The sequence below is a fragment of the Providencia sp. PROV061 genome (assembly GCF_011045655.1).
GTDB lineage: Bacteria > Pseudomonadota > Gammaproteobacteria > Enterobacterales > Enterobacteriaceae > Providencia > Providencia hangzhouensis.
On the sequence record NZ_CP042861.1, the window covers coordinates 181,754 to 202,102 of the forward strand.

The 20,349-nt window shown below is 37.1% G+C and carries 19 protein-coding genes; all 19 read left to right on the forward strand.

Annotation, left to right across the window (positions count from 1 at the left end; all coding sequences use genetic code 11):
• The first annotated feature begins 26 nt into the window (after positions 1-26).
• The 19 genes from FVA72_RS00855 to FVA72_RS00945 all read left to right on the forward strand — a co-directional run bounded on the left by FVA72_RS00855 (position 27) and on the right by FVA72_RS00945 (position 20,347).
• Positions 27-806 (forward strand): helix-turn-helix domain-containing protein, encoded by a 780-nt coding sequence (locus FVA72_RS00855; RefSeq protein WP_112308009.1) that lies wholly within the window; start codon positions 27-29, stop codon positions 804-806.
• Positions 796-2,499, forward strand: coding sequence for a type III secretion system outer membrane ring subunit SctC (gene sctC, locus FVA72_RS00860; protein WP_110592725.1), 1,704 nt, complete (start codon positions 796-798; stop codon positions 2,497-2,499). The genes FVA72_RS00855 and sctC overlap by 11 nt, the downstream gene beginning before the upstream one ends.
• Positions 2,490-3,590, forward strand: coding sequence for a type III secretion system gatekeeper subunit SctW (gene sctW, locus FVA72_RS00865; RefSeq protein ID WP_110592724.1), 1,101 nt, complete (start codon positions 2,490-2,492; stop codon positions 3,588-3,590). The genes sctC and sctW overlap by 10 nt, the downstream gene beginning before the upstream one ends.
• Positions 3,591-3,611: 21 nt before the next feature.
• Positions 3,612-5,678, forward strand: coding sequence for an EscV/YscV/HrcV family type III secretion system export apparatus protein (locus FVA72_RS00870; protein WP_110592723.1), 2,067 nt, complete (start codon positions 3,612-3,614; stop codon positions 5,676-5,678).
• 95 nt (positions 5,679-5,773) lie between these two features.
• The gene (locus FVA72_RS00875; protein WP_110592722.1) at positions 5,774-6,178 is read left to right on the forward strand and encodes a type III secretion system protein; all 405 of its coding nucleotides are present in this window, start codon (positions 5,774-5,776) and stop codon (positions 6,176-6,178) included.
• 6 nt (positions 6,179-6,184) lie between these two features.
• The gene (gene sctN / locus FVA72_RS00880; RefSeq protein ID WP_110592721.1) at positions 6,185-7,477 is read left to right on the forward strand and encodes a type III secretion system ATPase SctN; all 1,293 of its coding nucleotides are present in this window, start codon (positions 6,185-6,187) and stop codon (positions 7,475-7,477) included.
• A complete protein-coding gene (locus FVA72_RS00885) occupies positions 7,477-7,932 on the forward strand; it encodes a hypothetical protein (protein WP_047756416.1) in 456 nt (151 codons plus the stop codon). The genes sctN and FVA72_RS00885 overlap by 1 nt, the downstream gene beginning before the upstream one ends.
• Entirely contained in the window at positions 7,904-9,712 is a 1,809-nt protein-coding gene (locus tag FVA72_RS00890; RefSeq protein WP_110592720.1) for a SpaN/EivJ family type III secretion system needle length determinant, read from the forward strand. The genes FVA72_RS00885 and FVA72_RS00890 overlap by 29 nt, the downstream gene beginning before the upstream one ends.
• A 2-nt stretch (positions 9,713-9,714) precedes the next feature.
• Positions 9,715-10,647 (forward strand): FliM/FliN family flagellar motor switch protein, encoded by a 933-nt coding sequence (locus tag FVA72_RS00895; protein WP_110592719.1) that lies wholly within the window; start codon positions 9,715-9,717, stop codon positions 10,645-10,647.
• A 10-nt stretch (positions 10,648-10,657) separates the two neighbouring features.
• A complete protein-coding gene (locus FVA72_RS00900; protein WP_172412213.1) occupies positions 10,658-11,314 on the forward strand; it encodes an EscR/YscR/HrcR family type III secretion system export apparatus protein in 657 nt (218 codons plus the stop codon).
• A gap of 13 nt (positions 11,315-11,327) precedes the next feature.
• Complete coding sequence (gene sctS / locus FVA72_RS00905) at positions 11,328-11,600, forward strand: type III secretion system export apparatus subunit SctS (protein ID WP_004262998.1); 273 nt, start codon at positions 11,328-11,330, stop codon at positions 11,598-11,600.
• Positions 11,597-12,391, forward strand: coding sequence for a type III secretion system export apparatus subunit SctT (gene sctT / locus FVA72_RS00910; RefSeq protein WP_110592718.1), 795 nt, complete (start codon positions 11,597-11,599; stop codon positions 12,389-12,391). Before sctS ends, sctT begins: the two co-directional genes overlap by 4 nt.
• A 20-nt stretch (positions 12,392-12,411) precedes the next feature.
• Positions 12,412-13,518, forward strand: a complete 1,107-nt coding sequence (locus FVA72_RS00915) for an EscU/YscU/HrcU family type III secretion system export apparatus switch protein (RefSeq protein ID WP_110592717.1) — start codon at positions 12,412-12,414, stop codon at positions 13,516-13,518.
• Between the two features lie 111 nt (positions 13,519-13,629).
• Positions 13,630-14,151 (forward strand): type III secretion system translocator chaperone SicA, encoded by a 522-nt coding sequence (gene sicA / locus FVA72_RS00920; RefSeq protein ID WP_110592716.1) that lies wholly within the window; start codon positions 13,630-13,632, stop codon positions 14,149-14,151.
• 10 nt (positions 14,152-14,161) lie between these two features.
• Positions 14,162-16,075: a type III secretion system translocon subunit SctE gene (gene sctE / locus FVA72_RS00925; protein WP_110592715.1), complete on the forward strand. Its 1,914-nt coding sequence runs from the start codon at positions 14,162-14,164 to the stop codon at positions 16,073-16,075.
• Between the two features lie 20 nt (positions 16,076-16,095).
• Complete coding sequence (locus tag FVA72_RS00930) at positions 16,096-17,085, forward strand: hypothetical protein (protein WP_137018861.1); 990 nt, start codon at positions 16,096-16,098, stop codon at positions 17,083-17,085.
• A 61-nt stretch (positions 17,086-17,146) separates the two neighbouring features.
• The gene (locus FVA72_RS00935) at positions 17,147-17,425 is read left to right on the forward strand and encodes a hypothetical protein (RefSeq protein WP_137018863.1); all 279 of its coding nucleotides are present in this window, start codon (positions 17,147-17,149) and stop codon (positions 17,423-17,425) included.
• A 3-nt stretch (positions 17,426-17,428) separates the two neighbouring features.
• Positions 17,429-18,574 carry a hypothetical protein gene (locus tag FVA72_RS00940; protein ID WP_110592713.1) on the forward strand — a complete coding sequence of 382 codons (1,146 nt, stop codon included), beginning with the start codon at positions 17,429-17,431 and terminating at the stop codon, positions 18,572-18,574.
• A 72-nt stretch (positions 18,575-18,646) separates the two neighbouring features.
• Positions 18,647-20,347, forward strand: coding sequence for a hypothetical protein (locus FVA72_RS00945; RefSeq protein WP_110592712.1), 1,701 nt, complete (start codon positions 18,647-18,649; stop codon positions 20,345-20,347).
• Positions 20,348-20,349 lie beyond the last annotated feature (2 nt).

Sequence of the window (20,349 nt, forward strand, 5' to 3'; positions counted from 1 at the left end):
CAAGTTACTTTAATAAGGCTTATATCATGTCAAAAAAAGATATTGCTATATTATTAGAAAGTAGGGGCTGTTGCTTTTCTTTGCAGGATAAATTGGTCTTGGCTATACCTAATAAGAATGCAACGCCTTTTTCTTATAGATCTCTATATTCAAATTTAAATATTTCGATAGAAATTCAGGCTATATTTATTTGCCAGGAAAATGAATGGGAGTTGATAGATAAATCAAACTGGAATTTATATTCAATGGATTTATCAGAATTAGTTGAAATTTTAGCAGTTATTGACACCGCGACAAGGCAAGCATTTCTCGCTAAAAAAGAGAAACTAAAGGTTGATGAAAAGAGTCAAGACGAATTTATTGTATTACCTGAAGAGTTTCCACCAACCGTTTCGATTAAAAATGTAGTGATTGATTTAATCATTAGAAATCATCCTATATTTGATAGTTGGTGTGAAATATTAAGGCGATATGAAGCCTACGGTATGATGCGATTTATTCTTACTTCCGCTCAAGATGATAAGAATGCCAATATTAATCAGCTATGTGCACGTTATGGTATATCAGCTTCTTATTTTAGGCAGCTTTATCGAGAAAACTTTAATAAAACGGCAAAACGAAAAATTATGAGTGTGCGTATGGCTAATGCCATTCTACAGCTAATTGAAAGTGATGATTCAATATTAGATGTAGGTCTGGAAGCGGGTTATTGTTCAGCATCTCATTTTACTAATGATATTAAAAAAGAGTTAGGCCTAACGCCATCAGAAATTAGGCATATTGGAGCAACACTATATGAGCAGTAAAAAAAATCGAGTGTTTGGGTTGACACTCTTTTTACTGAGTATGAGTTTTTATTCGGCGCAAGCAGAAATTATTGTTGCAGAGCCCGTTACGCAGTCAAAAAACCACGATACATTCGTTGCAAATAATATTGCAGTGGGTAAGGTGTTTGATGCGGTCGCAGAGCGTCTAAATAAACCAATTATTCTCAGTAAATTAGCTGCTCAAAAAAAAGTAACCGGTAATTTTAATTTGGCTAATGCAGATGAAATGTTTAAAGCATTAGCTCGGCGAATTGCACTAGTGTGGTATGACGATGGCGCAAGTATCTATGTTTATGATAATAGTGAAATGCGCAGCGCAATTATTCCAACGAATAACGTCAGTAGTAACCAGTTGCTTAATTATATTCAACGAAATGGCATCTATGATTCACGTTTCCCGGTACGTTCACAAGAGGGGGAAAGACTATTATTTGTCTCTGGCCCGCCTCTATATATTGAATTAATTAAAGCGGCTTCTTTATACCTTGCAGAGCAAATTAGGAAAGAGGAATTATCCAGCGGTGAAGTTGCGGTTATTCCGTTAAAACATGCCTCAGTAACAGATAGAAGTTATTCATTACGCGGACAAAATATCACAATCCCTGGTTTGCTGAATGTCATTAATAACTTATTTCAAAACGGTGCTACAAGCGATGAAACATTAATTATTCAGCCTCCATCTGTAGCGATTAACTCAACAGGAGATTCAATCGATGAATTAATGGATGCACCAATTGGGGACTCATCATCTTCTACGAATAAGCCCCAGTTGGTAACAAGAAAGCCTTCTAACAGTGCTTTTTCTCTAGTGGCGCATCCTGACAGTAATAGTTTGATTGTTAAAGGCAGCCAAGAGCAAATTCGTTATGTTCGTCAACTTGTGAATACATTGGATATGCGTCGTCGCCAAGTGGAGCTGTCATTATGGATTATCGATATTACTCGTTCTGAATTAGATAATTTAGGTGTCAATTGGGAAGTTGGCACATTTAATACGGGAACGGGCTCAGTATCTTTTAATCGCAGTACATTATCGAACAGCCAGCAATTTCTATTACAGATTGATGCATTGAATAAGACGGGTAATGGGCACATAGTTTCTCGGCCAGTGCTATTAACCCAAGAAAACATTCCTGCTTTATTTGATAACAACACTAGTTTTTACGCCAAATTACAAGGTGAACGTATTGCGACTCTTGAGCAAGTCACATATGGCACCATGGTGAGTGTGATGCCGCGTATTTCCGCAGGTAATAACGTTGAAATGGAAGTCAATATTGAAGATGGTGCAGAAAACCGCGATAGCATGGGTAAAACATCCAGCGTAGAAGGGCTACCAGCCGTTAATCGAACCAGTATTAACACCGTTGCGCGTATTGCAAAAGACAGTAGTTTACTTATTGGTGGTTATACGCGTGAACAATATGTTGAAAATGAAAGCAAAATTCCTTTTTTAGGCGATCTTCCTTATGTGGGAGGGTTATTTAGCCATTCATCTACGAATCAGCAAAAGATGGTGCGTTTATTTTTAATCCAACCGCGTTTATTGGATGAAAATGAAGGTTGGGATGGGCGACAATTTTCCGAAAAAACGCGGATTACCAACCATGACAGTCAGTTACACGGTACGGTTCAATTTCTTCAACAATACATGAGTGAGTCATGGCAATAACACCACTGAGCTTTAATACCCGCTTTTCGGTTAATACTCAAAACAAAAGTCGTGCACCAGTGAGTAGCAGTAGTGACGACTCCGATGAAGTTGCTCGTGGCGCAGGTGTCATTGATAGCTCTAGTGAATATGCATCGATGTCGATGCTAGCGGCAAGTCATGTGCGCCGAGGAAGTTCTAAAAAGGGCAGCGAAGAAGACTGGTTGCAATTTTCTGAACGCATTTTAGATAAAGATGCGGATGACAAAGTGTTACATATAGAAGGGTTACTTAATAAGCAGTTAATGACCCCGAAACAGTTACGAGAATTTTTATTGCAATTTTTTACTGATCCTAGTGACTTATTAATGCTTCTTGCAGCATTACTTAATCGAAAAAAATTAAAAAAAGAACAAATTGATAACCTTGAAGCTTTAGCGGAATTACTGCAAGCAGAAGACACTGAACGGAGCGCTCAAGCAGGCATTAATGTTGCACTCATTGCAAAGGCATTTGCAAAAAAATTACATTTCAGTGCTGGGAATTTACGTACATTATATCGTGAATTTATTAGTTATGACGGGCCGATTGTTTATTTATATGAGCAATGGGTTGAGGAAATGGAAATCCAAGAGCGTGAAAATATGATGCGTTATCTTGGTCGGGCGCTTGCTTGTGATTTACAGGCGTTGCCATTAGGCGATCTAAATATCACTGCGTTCGGTAGTTTTTTTAGCCGTGTTGGCCGGCTCCGAGAATTGCAATCATTAGACTATGTATTTTGTCAGCAATTCTTTCAATCCGGGTTTTTTCGCCACAATGGAAAATCAAATCAATCAAAGCTTGAAAAAGAGTTAAGCCAATTATTTACCCGAGGGATACGTAATCACGTTGGCTTTGAAGAAGTGGTCATCACTTTTATTAATAACATATTGAACATAATGAGCTCCGATATTCGAGGCCAATTTTTACAATTACTCTTATTGGCGTTTTCTATCATTCCAGTTGCTGTATTTCCTTCATTGGAAGCACGAGAGGAACTCATTGATCAATTAAAGAAACTCATGGACCAAGTTATGGTGAAAGAGCCGTTTTTACACCGACATTCGTAGTTTGATAGGAAAAGTAATTTCATGAAAAATATAACCGGATTTTTATTACAAATCCGTAATCGCCCAGAGCTAATGGTATTAGTTATCATGGTTATGGTTATTGCGATGTTGATTATTCCATTACCCACAATATTGGTCGATTTATTGATCGGCTTAAATATTATGATCTCAGTACTTATTTTTATGAGTTCTTTTTATATTACTCGGGTACTTAATTTTCAGTCATTTCCATCTATCTTGCTAATTAGTACGTTATTTCGACTTGCTTTATCAATTAGTACTAGTCGTCTAATTTTATTAGAAGCAGATGCAGGGGATATTATCGCAACGTTTGGTGAATTTGTTATTCAAGATAACTTAGTTGTTGGTATGGTGGTATTTGCGATAGTTACCATTGTACAGTTTATTGTTATCACTAAAGGTTCTGAACGTATTGCTGAAGTGGCTGCACGCTTTTCCCTTGATGCGATGCCGGGCAAACAAATGAGTATCGATGCTGATCTACGTGCAGGTGTGATTGATGAGGCGACAGTTAAAGAGAAGCGTGGCGACCTTGAAAAAGAGAGCCAATTATTTGGGTCTTTTGATGGCGCGATGAAATTTATTAAAGGGGATGCGATAGCGGGTATTGTCATCATTTTTGTTAACTTAATTGGCGGAATATCTGTTGGCACAGCTCAACAGGGAATGGATGTTTCAACTGCATTAAATACGTTTTCTTTATTAACGATTGGTGATGGTTTAGTTGCTCAAATCCCTGCACTACTCATTTCTATCAGTGCGGGTTTTATTGTCACTCGAGTAGGCGGTAATGATAAAAACTTAGGTGAAAACATTGTTTCGGAGTTATTTGCAAATGACTTTACGATTTTAATTACAGCATTAGTTGTACTTTCAATGGGTTTTTTACCTGGTTTTCCAACGATTATATTTTTACTGTTATCAGGGCTTCTTATTGGACTATTTGCTTTCCGATATTTTAAAAAACAAAAAAACAAGCAAAAAATAGTTAAAGGTGAAGCAGAAACGATTAATTCAGATGTAACGGAAGGTGAAACACAAAGAGAAATCAGTGATATTGAAGAAGAATATATTCCAGAAACATTACCGATTATCATATCTGTTAACCAAAAATATAAAGAACATTTAGAAGATAATAGATTTTTGTCTAGAATGAAAAAAGATATTTTTATTCGATACGGATATAGGATCCCAGATATTGCTGTCAACTACTCACCGATTATTCCTGAAAATAAAATGGTGATACTCATTAATGAAATTAAAGCAGGAGAATATGATATCTATTTTCATGGGTATCGCTTACTGACTGTTAATGATGAACCTGAATATTTAGGTATGGAATTAATAAAGTTTACGGATGAATATGGCTCAGTGAGCACGTGGTTTGAGAAAAATGACTTATCTAGTATTGAACAACTCGGTTTAATGGTTCGTGATGATGTAACAGAAGCGATTGATTGTGCCAGCACCTTATTACTGCGATTTATTAATGAATTTTTTGGTATTCAAGAAACGAAAAACTTACTCGATGATCTTGAAAGAAAATACCCTGAATTATTAAAAGAGTGTTATAGACATACGACAGTACAAAAAGTCACTGAAGTTTTTCAACGTTTATTAATGGAAAAGATTTCAGTTCGTAATATGAAATTGATTATTGAAACCTTAGTGCAGTGGGTGCCAAAAGAAAAAGATAGTTTAATGTTAGTTGAGCACGTCAGAAGTTCAATGGCACGTTATATTTCATCCTGTTTCTCTGTGGATGGGCGTTTGAATGTCCTCATGATTAACTCAGGGCTAGAAGACACGATACGTCAAGGGATTAGGCAGGCTTCCGGTGGAGTGTACTTACATCTTGAACCTGAAAAAACCAATGAGTTGATACAGGCTGCAGAACTTGCTTTAGAAAATAGTTATTTGTCAGTTAGGGATGTGAATGTTTTAGTACCGGTTGATATTCGTCGTTTTGTCAAAAAAATCTTAGAAGGCCGCTTCCCAGAATTAGAAGTGCTTTCTTTTAATGAAGTTTATGAAATGGTGAAGGTTAATGTAGTTAAAACCATATAGTCAAAAATTGGCTTTATTAACAAATAAAGCGACTGAATTCAATATAACTAAAAATATTGGATGATTAAAATATATTTAAAATATGAGGAGTATCAATGAAATATAGATTTATAGAAGTGTTAAATGAGTATTTAAATTCTATGGGACGTAGTGACCTAGTTAACTCTCAGCTGGATTGCCACTCTAATGTCCAATTAGAAATGAATGAGTTCTCTGCGATTAATATCGATTTATCAACGGATGATATTATTATTTGGTGTCAATTAGTAGATTGCAATTACAGTCATTTAGATTTAGTTAGTGCTACTTTATTGAAATCATTACTAGAATACCCGCCAAATAATTTTTATCCGGGGCAACCGGCATTGAATCTTGTGGATAATGCCTATGTTCTTTCTGCAGTTTTAAAAGAATCAGCGTTAAATGATATGCAATTATTTGCAGATAGTTTTGAAGAGTTCTTTGAGCGTGCAAATGAGCTTAGCGCTCAGCTATCGTAATTCATTATGAAGTTATTTGATTTCTGCGCGCATCCTGCGCGCATTCATGGATGCCTAATAGAAGCGCCTTTACACGGTGTTTTTATTGGTGAAATTTGTTTTATTGAGCGTTCTCTTATGCAGCCCGACATTATTGCGAAAGCGCAGGTTGTTGGTTTTAAAGAAGGGCTCACGGTATTGAGTTTAATAGGTCGCACACAAGGTTTAACGCGAGAAGTGGTTATTCGCCCGAGTGGCTACCCATTTGTATTTGAAGTTGGCGAATATTTAGCGGGTAAAATTTTTAATGCGGCAGGAGAACAAGTTGGTGCGTTGAGTGAAGACCTTGCTGAGCCAATGTTGCTCAATACAAAATTATTACGTATTGATAGCCCTCCGGTGAGCGTGACACAAAGGCGGCCGGTTTCTGAGCCGATGGTCACAGGGGTACGTGCAATTGATAGCCTACTAACATGTGGCTTAGGGCAGCGTATTGGTATTTTTGCCGCCGCAGGTAGTGGTAAAACTTCATTAATGAACATGATCATCAACCACGCTCATGCGGATATTCATGTCGTTGCTTTAATTGGTGAGCGAGGCCGAGAAGTTATTGAATTTATTGAGGAGTTGAAAGAGTCGCCTCATGCGGCACAGACGATATTAATTTATGCAACTTCAGACAGCCCACCGATTGAGCGGTGTAATGCTGCGTTGCTTGCGACTACGATTGCTGAATATTTTCGTGACTGTGGTCGTAATGTATTGCTGTACGTTGATTCCATGACCCGATATGCGAGAGCATTGCGAGATGTGGCTTTAGCTACCGGAGAACTGCCGGCTAGACGCGGTTATCCTGCCTCTGTTTTTGAACAGCTTCCTATGTTGTTGGAGCGTCCAGGGCAATTAAAGCATGGCTCGATTACTGCTTTTTATACGGTGTTATTAGAAAGTGAAGAAGAAGCTGACCCGATTGGCGATGAGATTCGCTCCATTCTAGATGGTCATATTTATTTAAGCCACAAATTAGCGGGACGTGGGCATTACCCAGCGATTGATATCTTACACAGTATTAGCCGCGTATTCCAAAAGGTAACGACTCCAGAGCATCGCCGGTGCGCAATTGATCTACGTGACATGATCTCAAGGCTTGAACAAATTCAGCTTTACCTTGAACTCGGTGAATATCAACGTGGTGAAAGCCATGAAAATGATCGAGCTTTAGATAAAAAAGAGCAAATTGAAGCTTTCTTAAAACAAGCCATGGATGAGCCAATGAGTTTCGACAATATATTAAGCAATCTCAATGAATTGGCATCTTAATGATTTCTAACTTGCTGGCTTTAACGGAGAGACGTTTTGACCGGACATTACAAGAACAATCGCAATTAAATTCAATAATAAAGCAACAGCAACAGCAATGCAGGGATATTCGCCAGCGTATTTTAGTTCTATCAACACAAACTGCATCTTATGAAAAATCAGAAGAATTAAGCCGAACTGCTTTTTGGGAAAGGCAGCGATTAAAGGCAGCGGTTCTAGCGGAAATAGCTCAACTTGAATTTCAAATAGAAACTCTAGCAGCCGAAATATCAAAAAATAAAATACTACAGTCTGAAATTGCTAAACGAATATTCATATTACGTAATAAATGCGAGAAATTCAGAAATTATCTCAAGCAACAACGTATAGCCAGAAGGTTAAAATCAGAGCTGCAGCAACAAAATGAAATTGAGGAGTTATTCGTACATGTCAGCAATAAAAACGAGCTCAAATGAAAAAGTACCCTGTGTAGCTATCGACAGAGAAGCAATATCATCAACATATAACACCACTGAATTTAGCCACCAAAATATAACTCCAAAAATGGCAAAAGTAGTGAATGACAAAAATATGATGCATCTATTCGGCCATAAAAATAAAAGTCAGCCAAAGGATATATCTGCTTTTCTATCCGTATCCCTTCCTTTTATGCAAAAAATATCGCAATTGAGCGACTTAGCGAAGGGGTTTATTACATGGAAAGAAAATGTATATATTGGTGAAGGTATCCAAATAGCCGGAGAAAATAAAGAATTAAAGGCCAAAGCGATTGAGCCGCTAATAAATAATTATATATTTACGGAAAGTTGTATACCTGTTGTTCATCATTTTCAGGATAACTTACCAAAGACTCATCAGGTCAATATTACGAATAAATTGATGGTGGATAATCAGCCAGATATGAATCTATTGGCTGATTTGACGACTACTGGGAAAGTCGAAACCATCCCTGAATTAATTGAGAATAATGAGAATACTAACTTTATTATTAGCACCCCAGCCGCTGACCTAGTTGATATACTAAATAAACCGGTCGTTGATAATAATCTGTCAGAGAGTCCGGATATTCACGTTGAACAAAATATTGCTGACGAAGATGAGATCCCGTTGTTCAACTCTATGATGGCCAGCTTTCCATTACCGAATATCCCACAGCGAGTAAGGGGAAAAGCTAACGATAATTCAGTTCCATACGGGGAAAATAAACCGCAATTAAGTGAGAAGAATCAGCTCAATATGGAAAGTCCACTGGCAAATTTGGCGCTTAGGAGTACTTTAGAACCGACATCAAAAGAGTTGAAACCAGAGGTTAAAACGGGGAAACAGTATATTAGATCTTCAGTCAAAGTAGAGCTTGAGCCCGCTATCCAAAGGAAAATAGTTGGAGAACAATCCAAGCCAGTTAATATTCGACAAATTGATTCACTCGATACCATTTTGTTAAATACATATCCACGAAAAAATAACCCAGCAAAAGATGACTCACTAAGAAATCCCCCTTCTCTTCTGGGAATGCAGTTAGCTACCCATCATTTGCATGACCAACAGGGCACCCATCAAGGTATTAAAGAGAACACCCATCAAGGTATTAAAGAGAGCACCTATCAAGGTATTAAAGAGAACACCTATCAAGGTATTAAAGAGAACATCCATCATCATGTTGTTGGGCAGCTTGAACTTGCTTTTACAAAAAATGAGCCACCTACACAGTCAGTTACCTCACTGAAAACTTATTATCTATATGATAATAAAAATATTTTATTATCTGAAAATGAGACAAATAGTCTCCCTGATAAAGTGCAAGAGACGACAATTTCTGCACAAATCTCACCTGCAGAAGATATGAGCCCACCTAGCAATATGATAGCAACGACTGCGAATGAGGTTATGCGGGTGTCTGTGCCACTACAAGCCACACAGCAAAAGTCAGAGATGCACAAAATGCCAGAGCTAGTGGAACCCCCCCCATTTTTAGGTGAAAACCAACAGCCGAAAACTGCAGAACGTAGTTTCACTTATACTTTTAACCAGTGGCAAAGTAGTCCATCAGTGACGTTTGAATTGGCCTCTAAAGGAGAGTTCGTTGCCTCAACAGCGAGTTCAGAAGTTCAATTGGCATTAAATGAGAATAAGCATTTATTGGCTCATGAAACGAGTGTGCATATTCGACGTGAAGATGAACGTCAGCAGCATCGAAACCGACAGCAGCATGACCAACAGCAAGAAGAAGATTAATTATGTTGAAGATTCGACGGATCAGCTCTCAAGAAAAACAACTTAAAATTTGGCAGCAATATTATTTAGTTAATCCACAAATAAAGCTAGCTAACCGCAGTATTGGTTATTTTCAATTATCACTAGTGAGTGAAACACAGAAAATAAATGCATTCGTTGTTGTTGAAAGTTGGTGTCATTATCGTTGGCCTGAACTGGTTCATTATGCATGGAGTTCATTATCAAACAGCCAGCTATGTGAATTGTTTGCTTCTGAATATATTGGAATTACATTTTTCTCCCAGAATTTCCGTTGTGAATCTGTCGAGATAGTTGATGATATGCGTATTAATTACCAGCCATGGCTAATTGTTAAAGAAGCTAGCCTCGGGGAAGTATTATTAGCAGAACCAATAGAAAGCCTCGAAAAAAAGCAGGGAACTAATCAGATATTCGACCATTTAAAACTGCGAGCGGATTGGATATTAGGGTATAGCTATATTAGTGCCAAACTTTTGCAAACTATAGAATTACGTGATGTGCTGAGTATCCAACAATTACAGTTAAATATGTCTGTGGCAGGACAGGTATTAGCTCGATTTCAAAAGCAAGATGAAGGACTACTTATGATTGAAGAATTAGTGGCGCCAGAGAGTGAAGAGGAATTCGTATTTCCTGAAGAAGATGAAATGCAAGAAATTGTACGCCCCTTTAATATAAAAGAAATGAATATTAAATTAACCTTTGTTTTAGGTCATAGTGATATTACGGTCGATGAGCTTTCAAAAATGGAGCCCGGTTATATTTATTCTATTGGTGAAAATAAAGAACGTGAAGTTAAAGTCTATGCTAATAAGCAACTTATTGCAGAAGGGGAGCTTATTTATATTGGCAATAGTGATGAATTAGGTTTGGAAATCACACATGTTGTCAGTTTGGGTGATAAAAGAGTTTAATATGCCAACGATACCTGATGGGATCCCATTATTAGCGATTATCGCATTCTCGACATTATTGCCATTTGTTATTGCTGCAGGCACCTGCTATTTAAAAATATCTATTGTATTAATTATGGTACGCAACGCGATGGGCGTTCAACAAGTTCCTTCTACTATGGTATTAAATGGTATTGCATTGTTACTTTCTATTTTCGTTATGATGCCTGTTTTACAGGATGTGAATAATCATATGCGACAAGAACAGGTTGATTTTAGTAATGCCGAATCAATCGATAGTTTTGTTGAAAATGGGCTGGGGGGATATAAAGCGTATTTGAAAAAATATTCAGATCCACAACTAGTGACGTTCTTTGAGTCAATACAACAAGGTCGAAGTGAAGAAGAAGTGACTGCTGATGAAGGCGAAGCTACATTATTTTCTTTATTACCTGCTTATGCATTAAGTGAAATAAAATCAGCTTTTGAAATTGGTTTTTATATCTATTTACCTTTTGTTGTAGTTGATTTAGTTATTTCCAGCATTTTATTGGCACTGGGTATGATGATGATGAGCCCAGTAACAATTTCGATTCCAGTTAAATTAATTCTATTTGTTGCAATTGATGGCTGGTCACTGATTTCTAAGGGGTTAGTGATGCAATACATTGAATTAGCACAGCATTAAAGCGAATGATACTATGGATCAAATCGTTTATTTAAGTAATAAAACGATGCTATTAATCGTTATATTATCTGCAATACCAGTAATAGTGGCTACTGCAGTAGGATTATTGGTAGGGTTACTACAAACTGTCACGCAACTTCAAGAGCAAACATTACCTTTTGGTATTAAATTATTAGCTGTTTTTGGCTCACTTTTTATGATCTCTGGTTGGTTATCCGATAAGGTAATGAATTTCGCATTAGAAACCTTAAGCGCTGCTATCCCTGCTATCGGGTTATTCGGATGAATCAGGAAATACTATCGCTGATGTCCTCGCTCTATTTTATCTTTCAAGAAGGATTGATAAAAATAGCGTTAGCTTGGTTGAGAATTGCACCAGTGATGTTTTTATTACCTTTTTTAAGTAACAAATTACTTAATGGTGGGATTATTAAAAACTGTGTGGTGGCTTATATTGCATTAGGTTTATGGCCTTTTTTTTCATCCTATGAAATACAATGGGATGAAATTAATTTTGTTGATGTATTTATTTATGAAATTTCGATTGGACTCGTATTAGCACTGATGTTAGCGTTGCCTTTTATGATAGCCAATATTGTTGGCGAATTAATTGATGCGCAGCGTGGCGAGACGATTAGTAGTATTGTTGACCCTGCGAGTGGAACCGAAGCTTCGGAGCTTGCTGTATTATTAAACCATATTACGTGTATGATATTCTTAGCACAAAATGGAATGTATCAACTTGCTAATCTATTCGCACAGAGCTATCAGTTATTACCCTTTGCCCATGGATTTACGTCATTTAATAGCCTTCCTTTGGGGGAATGGTTAAATAAAATGGTCATCAGTGGAGTTGTTTTAACTGCCCCAATATTAGTGACATTATTTATTACAGAGGTTGCCTTAGGGCTATATTCCCGTTTTTGCCCTCAATTAAATGCATTTTCATTATCTTTAGCAATAAAATCAATCATCGCTTTCTGTGTCTTTTTACTTTATTTCCATAATGAGGTCCCAGAGATATTAGTCAATATGATTTCAATTTCACCATTGCGAGACATATTCCTTTCTTCTTGATTTTATGGATGTAAATAAATATGGCTGAAAAAACAGAAAAACCTACTGATAAAAAAATTAGAGATTCAGCTAAAAAAGGGCAAAGTTTTAAGAGTAAAGATAGCGTTGCGGCAATTGTATTAGTCGTAAGTGCATTTGTTATTGAAGGCGTATCTAGTTTATATGAACTGGGTGGGTTAATGCGAAAAATATTTTTATCTCCAACGGAGATAAAAATTGATGCACTACTTTGGCAATTCTTCACGATATTTTTAAGTGTTGTTTTACCTGTTCTATTTACTTGTTTTTTATCCGGTACAATTATTTCTTTATTACAAAGTCGATTTAGATTGGCCAGTGAAGCAATAAAGCTTGATTTTACTAAGTTAAATCCTATTGCAGGGTTTAAAAAAATATTTTCATTGAATTCATTGAAAGAGTTAATTAAGGCGATTTTGTATTTAATTGTTTTTATTATATCAACATTAGTCTTTTTTATTGTTTGGCGTAAAGATATTTTTATGCTCTACCGAACAATGATTAATGGGATGATTAGCCAATGGGTTAGTTTGTGCGTAACATTTATTGTCGTCTTTCTTGCAGTTGCTCTTATTATTATCTTGGTTGACGCAATAGCTGAATTCTTTCTGTATATTAAAAACTTAAAAATGGAAAAGCAAGAGGTTAAAAAGGAATACAAAGATAATGAAGGTGATCCTCATATCAAAAGTGCACGTCGAGGAATGCATCAGGAATTACTGTCTGAAGAGGTTAAATCAAATGTTCGTAATTCAACATTTGTAATGGCAAATCCAACGCATATTGCATTGCTTATTTATTATGATTCGAATATTGCACCATTACCCTTTTTATTCTCTAAAAGTAAAGGCGCACAAGCAAAAGCAATTATTAAATACGCGGAACAACAAGGTGTTCCAGTTATTAGGGATATCGTTTTAGCAAGGCAAATATGGCGGTCATATAAAAATGATAGTTTTATCGATGAAAAAGGATTAGAAGATGTTATGCAAATAATATCATGGTTAATCCGTATAGAATTAGTAAAAATGGGAGTCGATATTGATAAAGCATTAGAGAAAATATCAGAGAACGAGGCATATTTGAAAAATAATAGCGAATTTAATTAATAATTTATTTATTACTTAAATCGTTTTTTTAAAGAAAGAACTAAATCGGTTAATTATGATGCAAGCATAAAGTATATGTTATGCATTGCATATCAACAATAAGGTAAATATATGAATAATGCGGAAACAGAGAGTTTTCAACAATCTGATATGGAAGAATTACTTGACAATATTACAACTGCACTAATGGATGGTGCAACTTATAAAGATATTCACGGGATCCCACAAAGTACAATGGATGGCATTTATTCCTATGCATACGAATTCTATCAACAAGGTAAATTAAAAGAAGCAGAAACTTTTTTCCGATTTTTAAGTATTTATGATTTCTATAATACAGATTATGTGATGGGACTTGCTGCTGTCTATCAATTAACGAAACGGTATGACAAAGCAACTGAATTATATGCTCTCGCATTTGTATTGGCAAAAAATGATTACCGCCCACTATTCCATGCAGGACAGTGCAATTTAATGATGAAAAAAAGCAGTGCTGCAATTCATTGTTTTGAAAGCGTTGTAAAAAGCAGTACAGATATTGATTTAAAAAATAAATCTCAAGCTTATTTAGCCGCATTAGAAAAAAAACTAGAAAAGACAAATTTAGAAAATAAAAATCCTAATATAACGTAGAGGAAATTATATGGTTCAAATTATCAATTCAAGTAATGAACGAATAAATAATATTCATACATTTCTACAAGGCAGTAATCCTATTGGATTAGGGGATGAGTGCATCAAGTCGGTATTAGCTTTAGAAATGGCGTGTGAAGAATTAACGTCAACAGAGCAGATGAAACGCAGCCGTATTGAAAATGCACCACAATTACCTGCACCTAAAAATAATTTATCCGTTATGTTCAAGGCAGCCGCGGCAAAAGAAGAAAAATTATTCCTAAAAGAAGAGGGGTTTAATGCGGCTTCAGTACTTGTTGGTAGCCTTACGGCATTACGCCAGTTATTACATGAAGGGAATATTAGTGAGCTAGCTAATCGCCTCCAATTGTTAAATATAGAATCAAATACACTTCGAGAAAAAGGAAATGATTTATTAAGTTCTTTTACAAGTAATACGGACAAGGCCAGTGCACTTAATAACGAAGCTAATGCTTTAATACAAGAGCGTGCCGAAAGTAAAGAGCGTTTAGCGAATCTCAAGTCTTTGAAGGGTGGAAACCAAGAGAAAATTAAGCAGCAAATTAAGGCAGAAAATACAAAAATTACAAATTTAGGCACCAAAATCGATAACTTGCTTGAGTCGGCTGGTAATTATGCGAAAAGTGCAGGTGAGGATGCAAAAAAACTCAATCAATTTGTAGAAACAGCGCCACGACGAGTCGAGATTGATGGTGAAAAATGGGAAAACACGCTGGCACTGCTTACGATGTTAACCGCTCAACTTAAAAAGGCGATGAATGAAGATTCGATTCGCAATATGAAAGAGCAAGAAGCCGTGATGGCAACAGTCAATGAAGCTTCTCGCAAAGATTCAGATAAAAAAGCCAAAGAGGCGGAAGAAGCACAGCGTAAAGCTGATGAAGCGAACAAAGCGGCCTCTTGTGCGAGTAAAATTTTTAGCTATGTGATGCTTGCTGTGTCTGTTGTCGCCACTGTTGCGACTTTTGGCGCCGCTGCACCACTAACGCTTGCAGTTGCTGCTATCGGTATTGCTATCTCAGTGGCTGATATCGTTTTGGAAGAAACGGGACAAAGTAGCCTTATGCAGATGCTAGCGGCTGAAATTTCTAGTGTTGTTACCGACATGCTGATGACTTTTGGTGTCTCAGAGGAAAAAGCGAAACAAATTGGCAGTATTGTTGGAATGATTTTGGCGGCAATCGCATTTCTAGCGCTTTCATTAGCTTCTATGTCATCTTTTGCGAAAAACATCGGCAATATTGCCAGTAACTCAGTAAAAACGCTTGCTAAAAACGCAGGAACATTATTGAAAAGCATTATTAAATCGATGCCAAATAGTTTAATGAATGCCTTAGGTAATATCGCGAATGGAGCCGGTAAGGTAGGAAAATCGGCGGATAATATGGTGGTGCTCACTAAATTTAACAAGTTGGCCGATAGTATTGATGACTTACAGCAAGCAGTAAAAACTACCACTAAGGTAGCGAGAAAAGCTGATGACATAAAAGACACCGTGAAAGCGGCCGATAAAGCGGCAGACCAAGCAGACAATATTACGGATATCACCAAAACCTCAGATAAAGCCGTAAACACGGCTAAAACGCAAAGCGTTGCAGTGGCTCGCCTTGAAGTGGGTATGAAGGGGACTGGAGCGACATTGATGGTTGCGAATACGGCAACAACCGGAGGGCTAAATTTGCATGCCGCGGGGCAAATTCGAGATATGAAAGAAATGCTTGCAGATATGATGCTTAACAGTGAAACCATTCAAGCGTTGGATGAGTTATTAAAAAATCTACTGAAGTCCATGTCTCAAAACTATGAGAAATTTGAGGAAATGTTTAGCGGAATGCTGGCGTCATTAAATCAATCAGGTCAAACGAAAGTCAATATGCTGAAAACAGCCCGCTTTGCGTAGTTAATATAGGAATTTATCAAATGAGTCTTAATATTCAATCAGAATCAAATAAGCCAGTTTTATTTCATAAGCCTGTCAGTTTTAGTAGCGTTTCCCCGACAATTAACAGTAATACAAAAACAGTAGCCATTCCTTTACTGCAAAGCGTGCATTTAAATGATGTGCATGCAATGGCGTCAGGGGCTGAGATGGTGATGGATAAGCCATTATTAAAAATGGTTCAATTTTCAATGCATGATGACCAGATGCTAGCGGACATTTCTGCGTTAACGAATTCCGATAAATTAGCCACATTGGATGATCTTCATACTTTTCGAACACTGACACCAGAAAATATTCGACAGGCAATTGGCAAGGTATTAGAAGAAGAAAAAAGTCATATTGAACAATTAGTTGGAGATGCTCAGCTTCCAGATGAAGCCGATTTAAAACAAATGTCTCAAGCTGTTCAATTATTGATTGCCAGCAGTTTCTTCAAAGATTCGCCTTCTAGGCAGGTTGAAGGTGGTAATAAAGGTCAAGAGCCTATTGATGGCATTAAAAACAACACGTTTGTTGGAATTATTAGTAATGACTTACTGGTGGAGTTGTCGAAAATTATTCGCAAAGTGATGGCAGAGATAAACATTTCAGATCGTCGTATTAGTGCGGAGTTTCTGCAATTAAATGCCAAAATGGTACAAGCTTCTGCGGATTCAACGATTCGTGAAGGTAAAGAAACCTTTAAAGGGGCTATGATGGGCTTTTTTACGGCTCTTGCAATTACAGCTGCTGGCGGAGCCTTCCAAGCAAGAGGGCTGCGCCAGCAACAGCAATCGATAAAACATAACTTGATACCAGGCAATAAAAATATCAGTGGTGCTAGTAAGTTATCGGGGTTAAATGGAAATACAGAGAGCGTCTCAACGAAGCCGAATACATTGAGTCTGGCGGGTAAAGATGGCTCAACAGTGACGCTGGGTAATCAAGCTTCACAAAGTCAAAAAAAACCTTTCAAATCAAAGGATTGAAGAGGCTGGTAAACGTACAAGAGATTTGGGTGCCTCACAGCATGAGAAGCACGACCAAATCATGAATAAAACTCGTGTGCAAATGGGGGTGGCAGAGCAAGCTTCTCGAATGTCAGACAATGCGGGTCAACTCGCGACGGCGTCAAATCAAGTCAATGTGAAATCGGCGGAAGCGGATAAAATGATTGAACAATCCGTTGCGGATACTGCACGTTCAGTTTATTCAGATAAAGACAAGCAAATCGATAAGAGCCAGGACCTTGCGAAACAAATGCAAGAACATTTACGTGAAATTCGTGAAGGTAGCCTAAGAACAATGCAAAGTATGGTGAGAGGCTAAAGAATGGATATTACATCTCCTTCTCGTCTAGACAACATTTCTCATTTTTCGCCGCAGGCGACATCAACAGAGCAACCACACCTCCCCCTTTTTGGGGGGGGGATTACTTTTGATGAGTCACTTATGCCTCACCAACAAGTGCTGGATGTGTTCCGACAAATGCAATATAGCGTACCGGAGGGGGTTTATCAGCAACGACCACAAAATGATTCCCCTGAAAATATACAGCTTAGGGCAAGAATGTTGGTACGTGAAAATAAGAGCGCAAATGATGCTTATGAGGAGGCTAAAGCATTAAGAGCCACGAGAAGAACGGAGACTCTCGAAGATGGCCGCTCGCATATTAATAGGCTGACTGGTTTGATTGATAATATTCATACGGATTATCAAAAAAAATACGGTGAATTAGTTAAGGCGTCAACTCAATATATGCAAGATATGAACACGCTAGCCAGTAAGCTGTCTCGTCATATGAAAGCCGGGGATGATGGCAAGATAAAATTTGCCAAAGAGCATGTAATGAGTGATATGGATAGAATTGTGTCGAAATACTCTGGTACGAGTATGAAGATTGAGGTTCTTGGTGAAACAGAAGAGGTAAAAAAATTACAAAAACAAATAAAGGAGATGGGAGACCTGCTTGTGATTGGAATGAAAGGTAAATTAAGTGAGTATAATGAGCTACATGCTAAAGTAGCAAATATAAAAAAATCACTTAATTTAAAAAGTTATGGTGATTATTATGGCGATTGGAGCCCCAATCTTTATAAGGCCAAACCGCTAATGGAGATTAAAGGCGGTACAAAAGAATACGAGTTCTGGGGAAAAAAATTGACAGACCAAGGGTTCGTGATAAAACAGAGTAATGGAAAACTGTGTATTTACCCTGATTTAAAGCCAGTCAAAGAGATGTTTCATGCGATTAATCACTCATCCGGCGCATGGAATGATGGTAGTGACATTATGTCTCAAGAGTTTCAAAGTTTACAAACAGCGATAGATAGCCAAAAAAATGCGATTAATAGCTCCGTATCTCGTTTATTAGAAACCTTTCGACAAGATAATAGTCACTTTGAAACTTTAACTCAGTTACTTATTCAATTATATAAAGACTTACAACAATATAATAATGGCTATGTCAATATGTAATAGATGAATATCGGTTTTTTTCGTAGGATAAATAGTTTTAGAAATATTATTATATATTAATAAGGTGAAGGGATGGAGAAAATTAACACGACATCAGCTGTAAATAATGCATTACCAGTATCCAAAAAAAATGATCGGCCAATATCATTTTCAAATGATATAAATTCAGTTAATAACGTAGGCCAGGAAGTTCATTTTCCTTTAAAAGAACAGGCTATTGATAAAACATTTAATCTTTCAGGTAATGCTGAGGATTTACACTCGAACAACCAAAAGTTACAGGCGAATATAATTGAATCGCTATTAATTGAAAATAAATCTAGTATCAGTTTGGAAATGATAACCAAAACCCTGAATTTGGGGCATGCTGGTAGTCTCCAAGGACAAAAATTGCAGTATCAGCCTGAAAATGCACTCATTGTTTTAACGCTATTGACTCCGGATGAAATTAAAGGGTCAAAGGTATTAGACTGCGCTGCAGAATTAATTAAGCAAGTTAATAAAAGTAATAGTGATAAAGATCTTAAGCAAGTGCTTAAATCATCGCAAAAAGCGCTTGAAGCAGAGCTTTTTGATAATATCTTGAGCGATAAAAATATTGATGAACTTAACCAACGCTTTACTGATAAATATGTTTATCCTGCAATTAAAGAAAAATTAAGACCTTTTTTATCTGAAAAAACCATCGAAGAGTTACCGATAGATAAATTATTCGATGCATCTCTTCAAAAAACAAAAGAAGAGTTAATTATAGAAGCAAAAAAACAGCTGATAAAACATAAAGCTGATAAATCAGTTGATAGACTTTTGCAGGTACATAATATATTTTCAGCGTTGGAACAACAAATCGAAATTATGGGGCAGTTGAGTATTTCTATAAATACGGATATTAAGACTGAAAATGTGATAACACCATGCTCCGAGAAAAATGTTAAGCCAGAAGATAGTGTGGATGGTGGCACGAGTTCTGTTATATCACCTAATAGTTCGGCTTCAACTCCTTATAAATCTGATGTGATACTAAAAGAACTGGTTGCTGTGAATAACGACGGAACAAAAACGAGCCAGTTTGAAAATAAAACAGTAGATAGCCGAACACCCGAGTCAGTTCAAAAAAATAGCCCCGAAGAGGGTGACAATAAGCCCAGTATACTTAGGTTTAAAAGCACGTTAGATATTCCTCAAGTTAATAATAATCCACAGGTGGCATTAGCTAGAAACGCAGTGGAAAAGGGGCATTCTTTGGCTGATGAGTTGCGCCAAAGCATTCTGGACGGTTCGCGGGATCCATCTGCACATGCCAGTAGCAAACCATTAGCATCTGCTGAGTCTAAGTTTAGTCCCGATATAAACGCGTTACTTCCTAAACCAATGGTGTCAGCGAGACGCTTCGAATTAGTTGAAGTTACTGACAAGATGACGGGTGAAACGAAAAAAAGTTGGCAAGCTAAAGTTCCGGAAGAAAAAAATATCACCTTATCAGGTCATGGGGCGCTAACCCGTAACCAAGCTGATAAAGAACGTTATGCGAGTGGGCCGATAGCGTCAAGTACGGAAAAAATGGGGATCCCCAATAATACCAATACATTCAGTAGCAGCTTTAAATCTACAGAAATTGTTGATGAAGTAACAGGAGAAAAGAGGATAACGTGGCAGTTATCTGATGCGAAAACAAGCCAATCAGTCACGTTAACGGAGATGGGGGCGTTAACCCGTAATCAAGCAGATAAAGAACGCTATAACGATAATACTACCCGTTCTGAAAAAGGTTAAGA

Excerpts from the sequence above, each read along its gene's own strand:
- sctC (WP_110592725.1), top strand. The coding sequence starts at position 796 with ATGAGCAGTAAAAAAAATCGAGTGTTTGGGTTGACACTCTTTTTACTG.
- sctE (WP_110592715.1), top strand. The coding sequence starts at position 14,162 with ATGGTTCAAATTATCAATTCAAGTAATGAACGAATAAATAATATTCAT.
- FVA72_RS00945 (WP_110592712.1), top strand. The coding sequence starts at position 18,647 with ATGGAGAAAATTAACACGACATCAGCTGTAAATAATGCATTACCAGTA.
- sctS (WP_004262998.1), top strand. The coding sequence starts at position 11,328 with ATGGATCAAATCGTTTATTTAAGTAATAAAACGATGCTATTAATCGTT.
- sctT (WP_110592718.1), top strand. The coding sequence starts at position 11,597 with ATGAATCAGGAAATACTATCGCTGATGTCCTCGCTCTATTTTATCTTT.
- FVA72_RS00940 (WP_110592713.1), top strand. The coding sequence starts at position 17,429 with ATGGATATTACATCTCCTTCTCGTCTAGACAACATTTCTCATTTTTCG.
- FVA72_RS00915 (WP_110592717.1), top strand. The coding sequence starts at position 12,412 with ATGGCTGAAAAAACAGAAAAACCTACTGATAAAAAAATTAGAGATTCA.
- FVA72_RS00890 (WP_110592720.1), top strand. The coding sequence starts at position 7,904 with ATGTCAGCAATAAAAACGAGCTCAAATGAAAAAGTACCCTGTGTAGCT.
- FVA72_RS00870 (WP_110592723.1), top strand. The coding sequence starts at position 3,612 with ATGAAAAATATAACCGGATTTTTATTACAAATCCGTAATCGCCCAGAG.
- sicA (WP_110592716.1), top strand. The coding sequence starts at position 13,630 with ATGAATAATGCGGAAACAGAGAGTTTTCAACAATCTGATATGGAAGAA.
- FVA72_RS00885 (WP_047756416.1), top strand. The coding sequence starts at position 7,477 with ATGATTTCTAACTTGCTGGCTTTAACGGAGAGACGTTTTGACCGGACA.
- sctN (WP_110592721.1), top strand. The coding sequence starts at position 6,185 with ATGAAGTTATTTGATTTCTGCGCGCATCCTGCGCGCATTCATGGATGC.
- FVA72_RS00930 (WP_137018861.1), top strand. The coding sequence starts at position 16,096 with ATGAGTCTTAATATTCAATCAGAATCAAATAAGCCAGTTTTATTTCAT.
- FVA72_RS00895 (WP_110592719.1), top strand. The coding sequence starts at position 9,715 with ATGTTGAAGATTCGACGGATCAGCTCTCAAGAAAAACAACTTAAAATT.
- FVA72_RS00875 (WP_110592722.1), top strand. The coding sequence starts at position 5,774 with ATGAAATATAGATTTATAGAAGTGTTAAATGAGTATTTAAATTCTATG.
- FVA72_RS00855 (WP_112308009.1), top strand. The coding sequence starts at position 27 with ATGTCAAAAAAAGATATTGCTATATTATTAGAAAGTAGGGGCTGTTGC.
- FVA72_RS00935 (WP_137018863.1), top strand. The coding sequence starts at position 17,147 with ATGAATAAAACTCGTGTGCAAATGGGGGTGGCAGAGCAAGCTTCTCGA.
- sctW (WP_110592724.1), top strand. The coding sequence starts at position 2,490 with ATGGCAATAACACCACTGAGCTTTAATACCCGCTTTTCGGTTAATACT.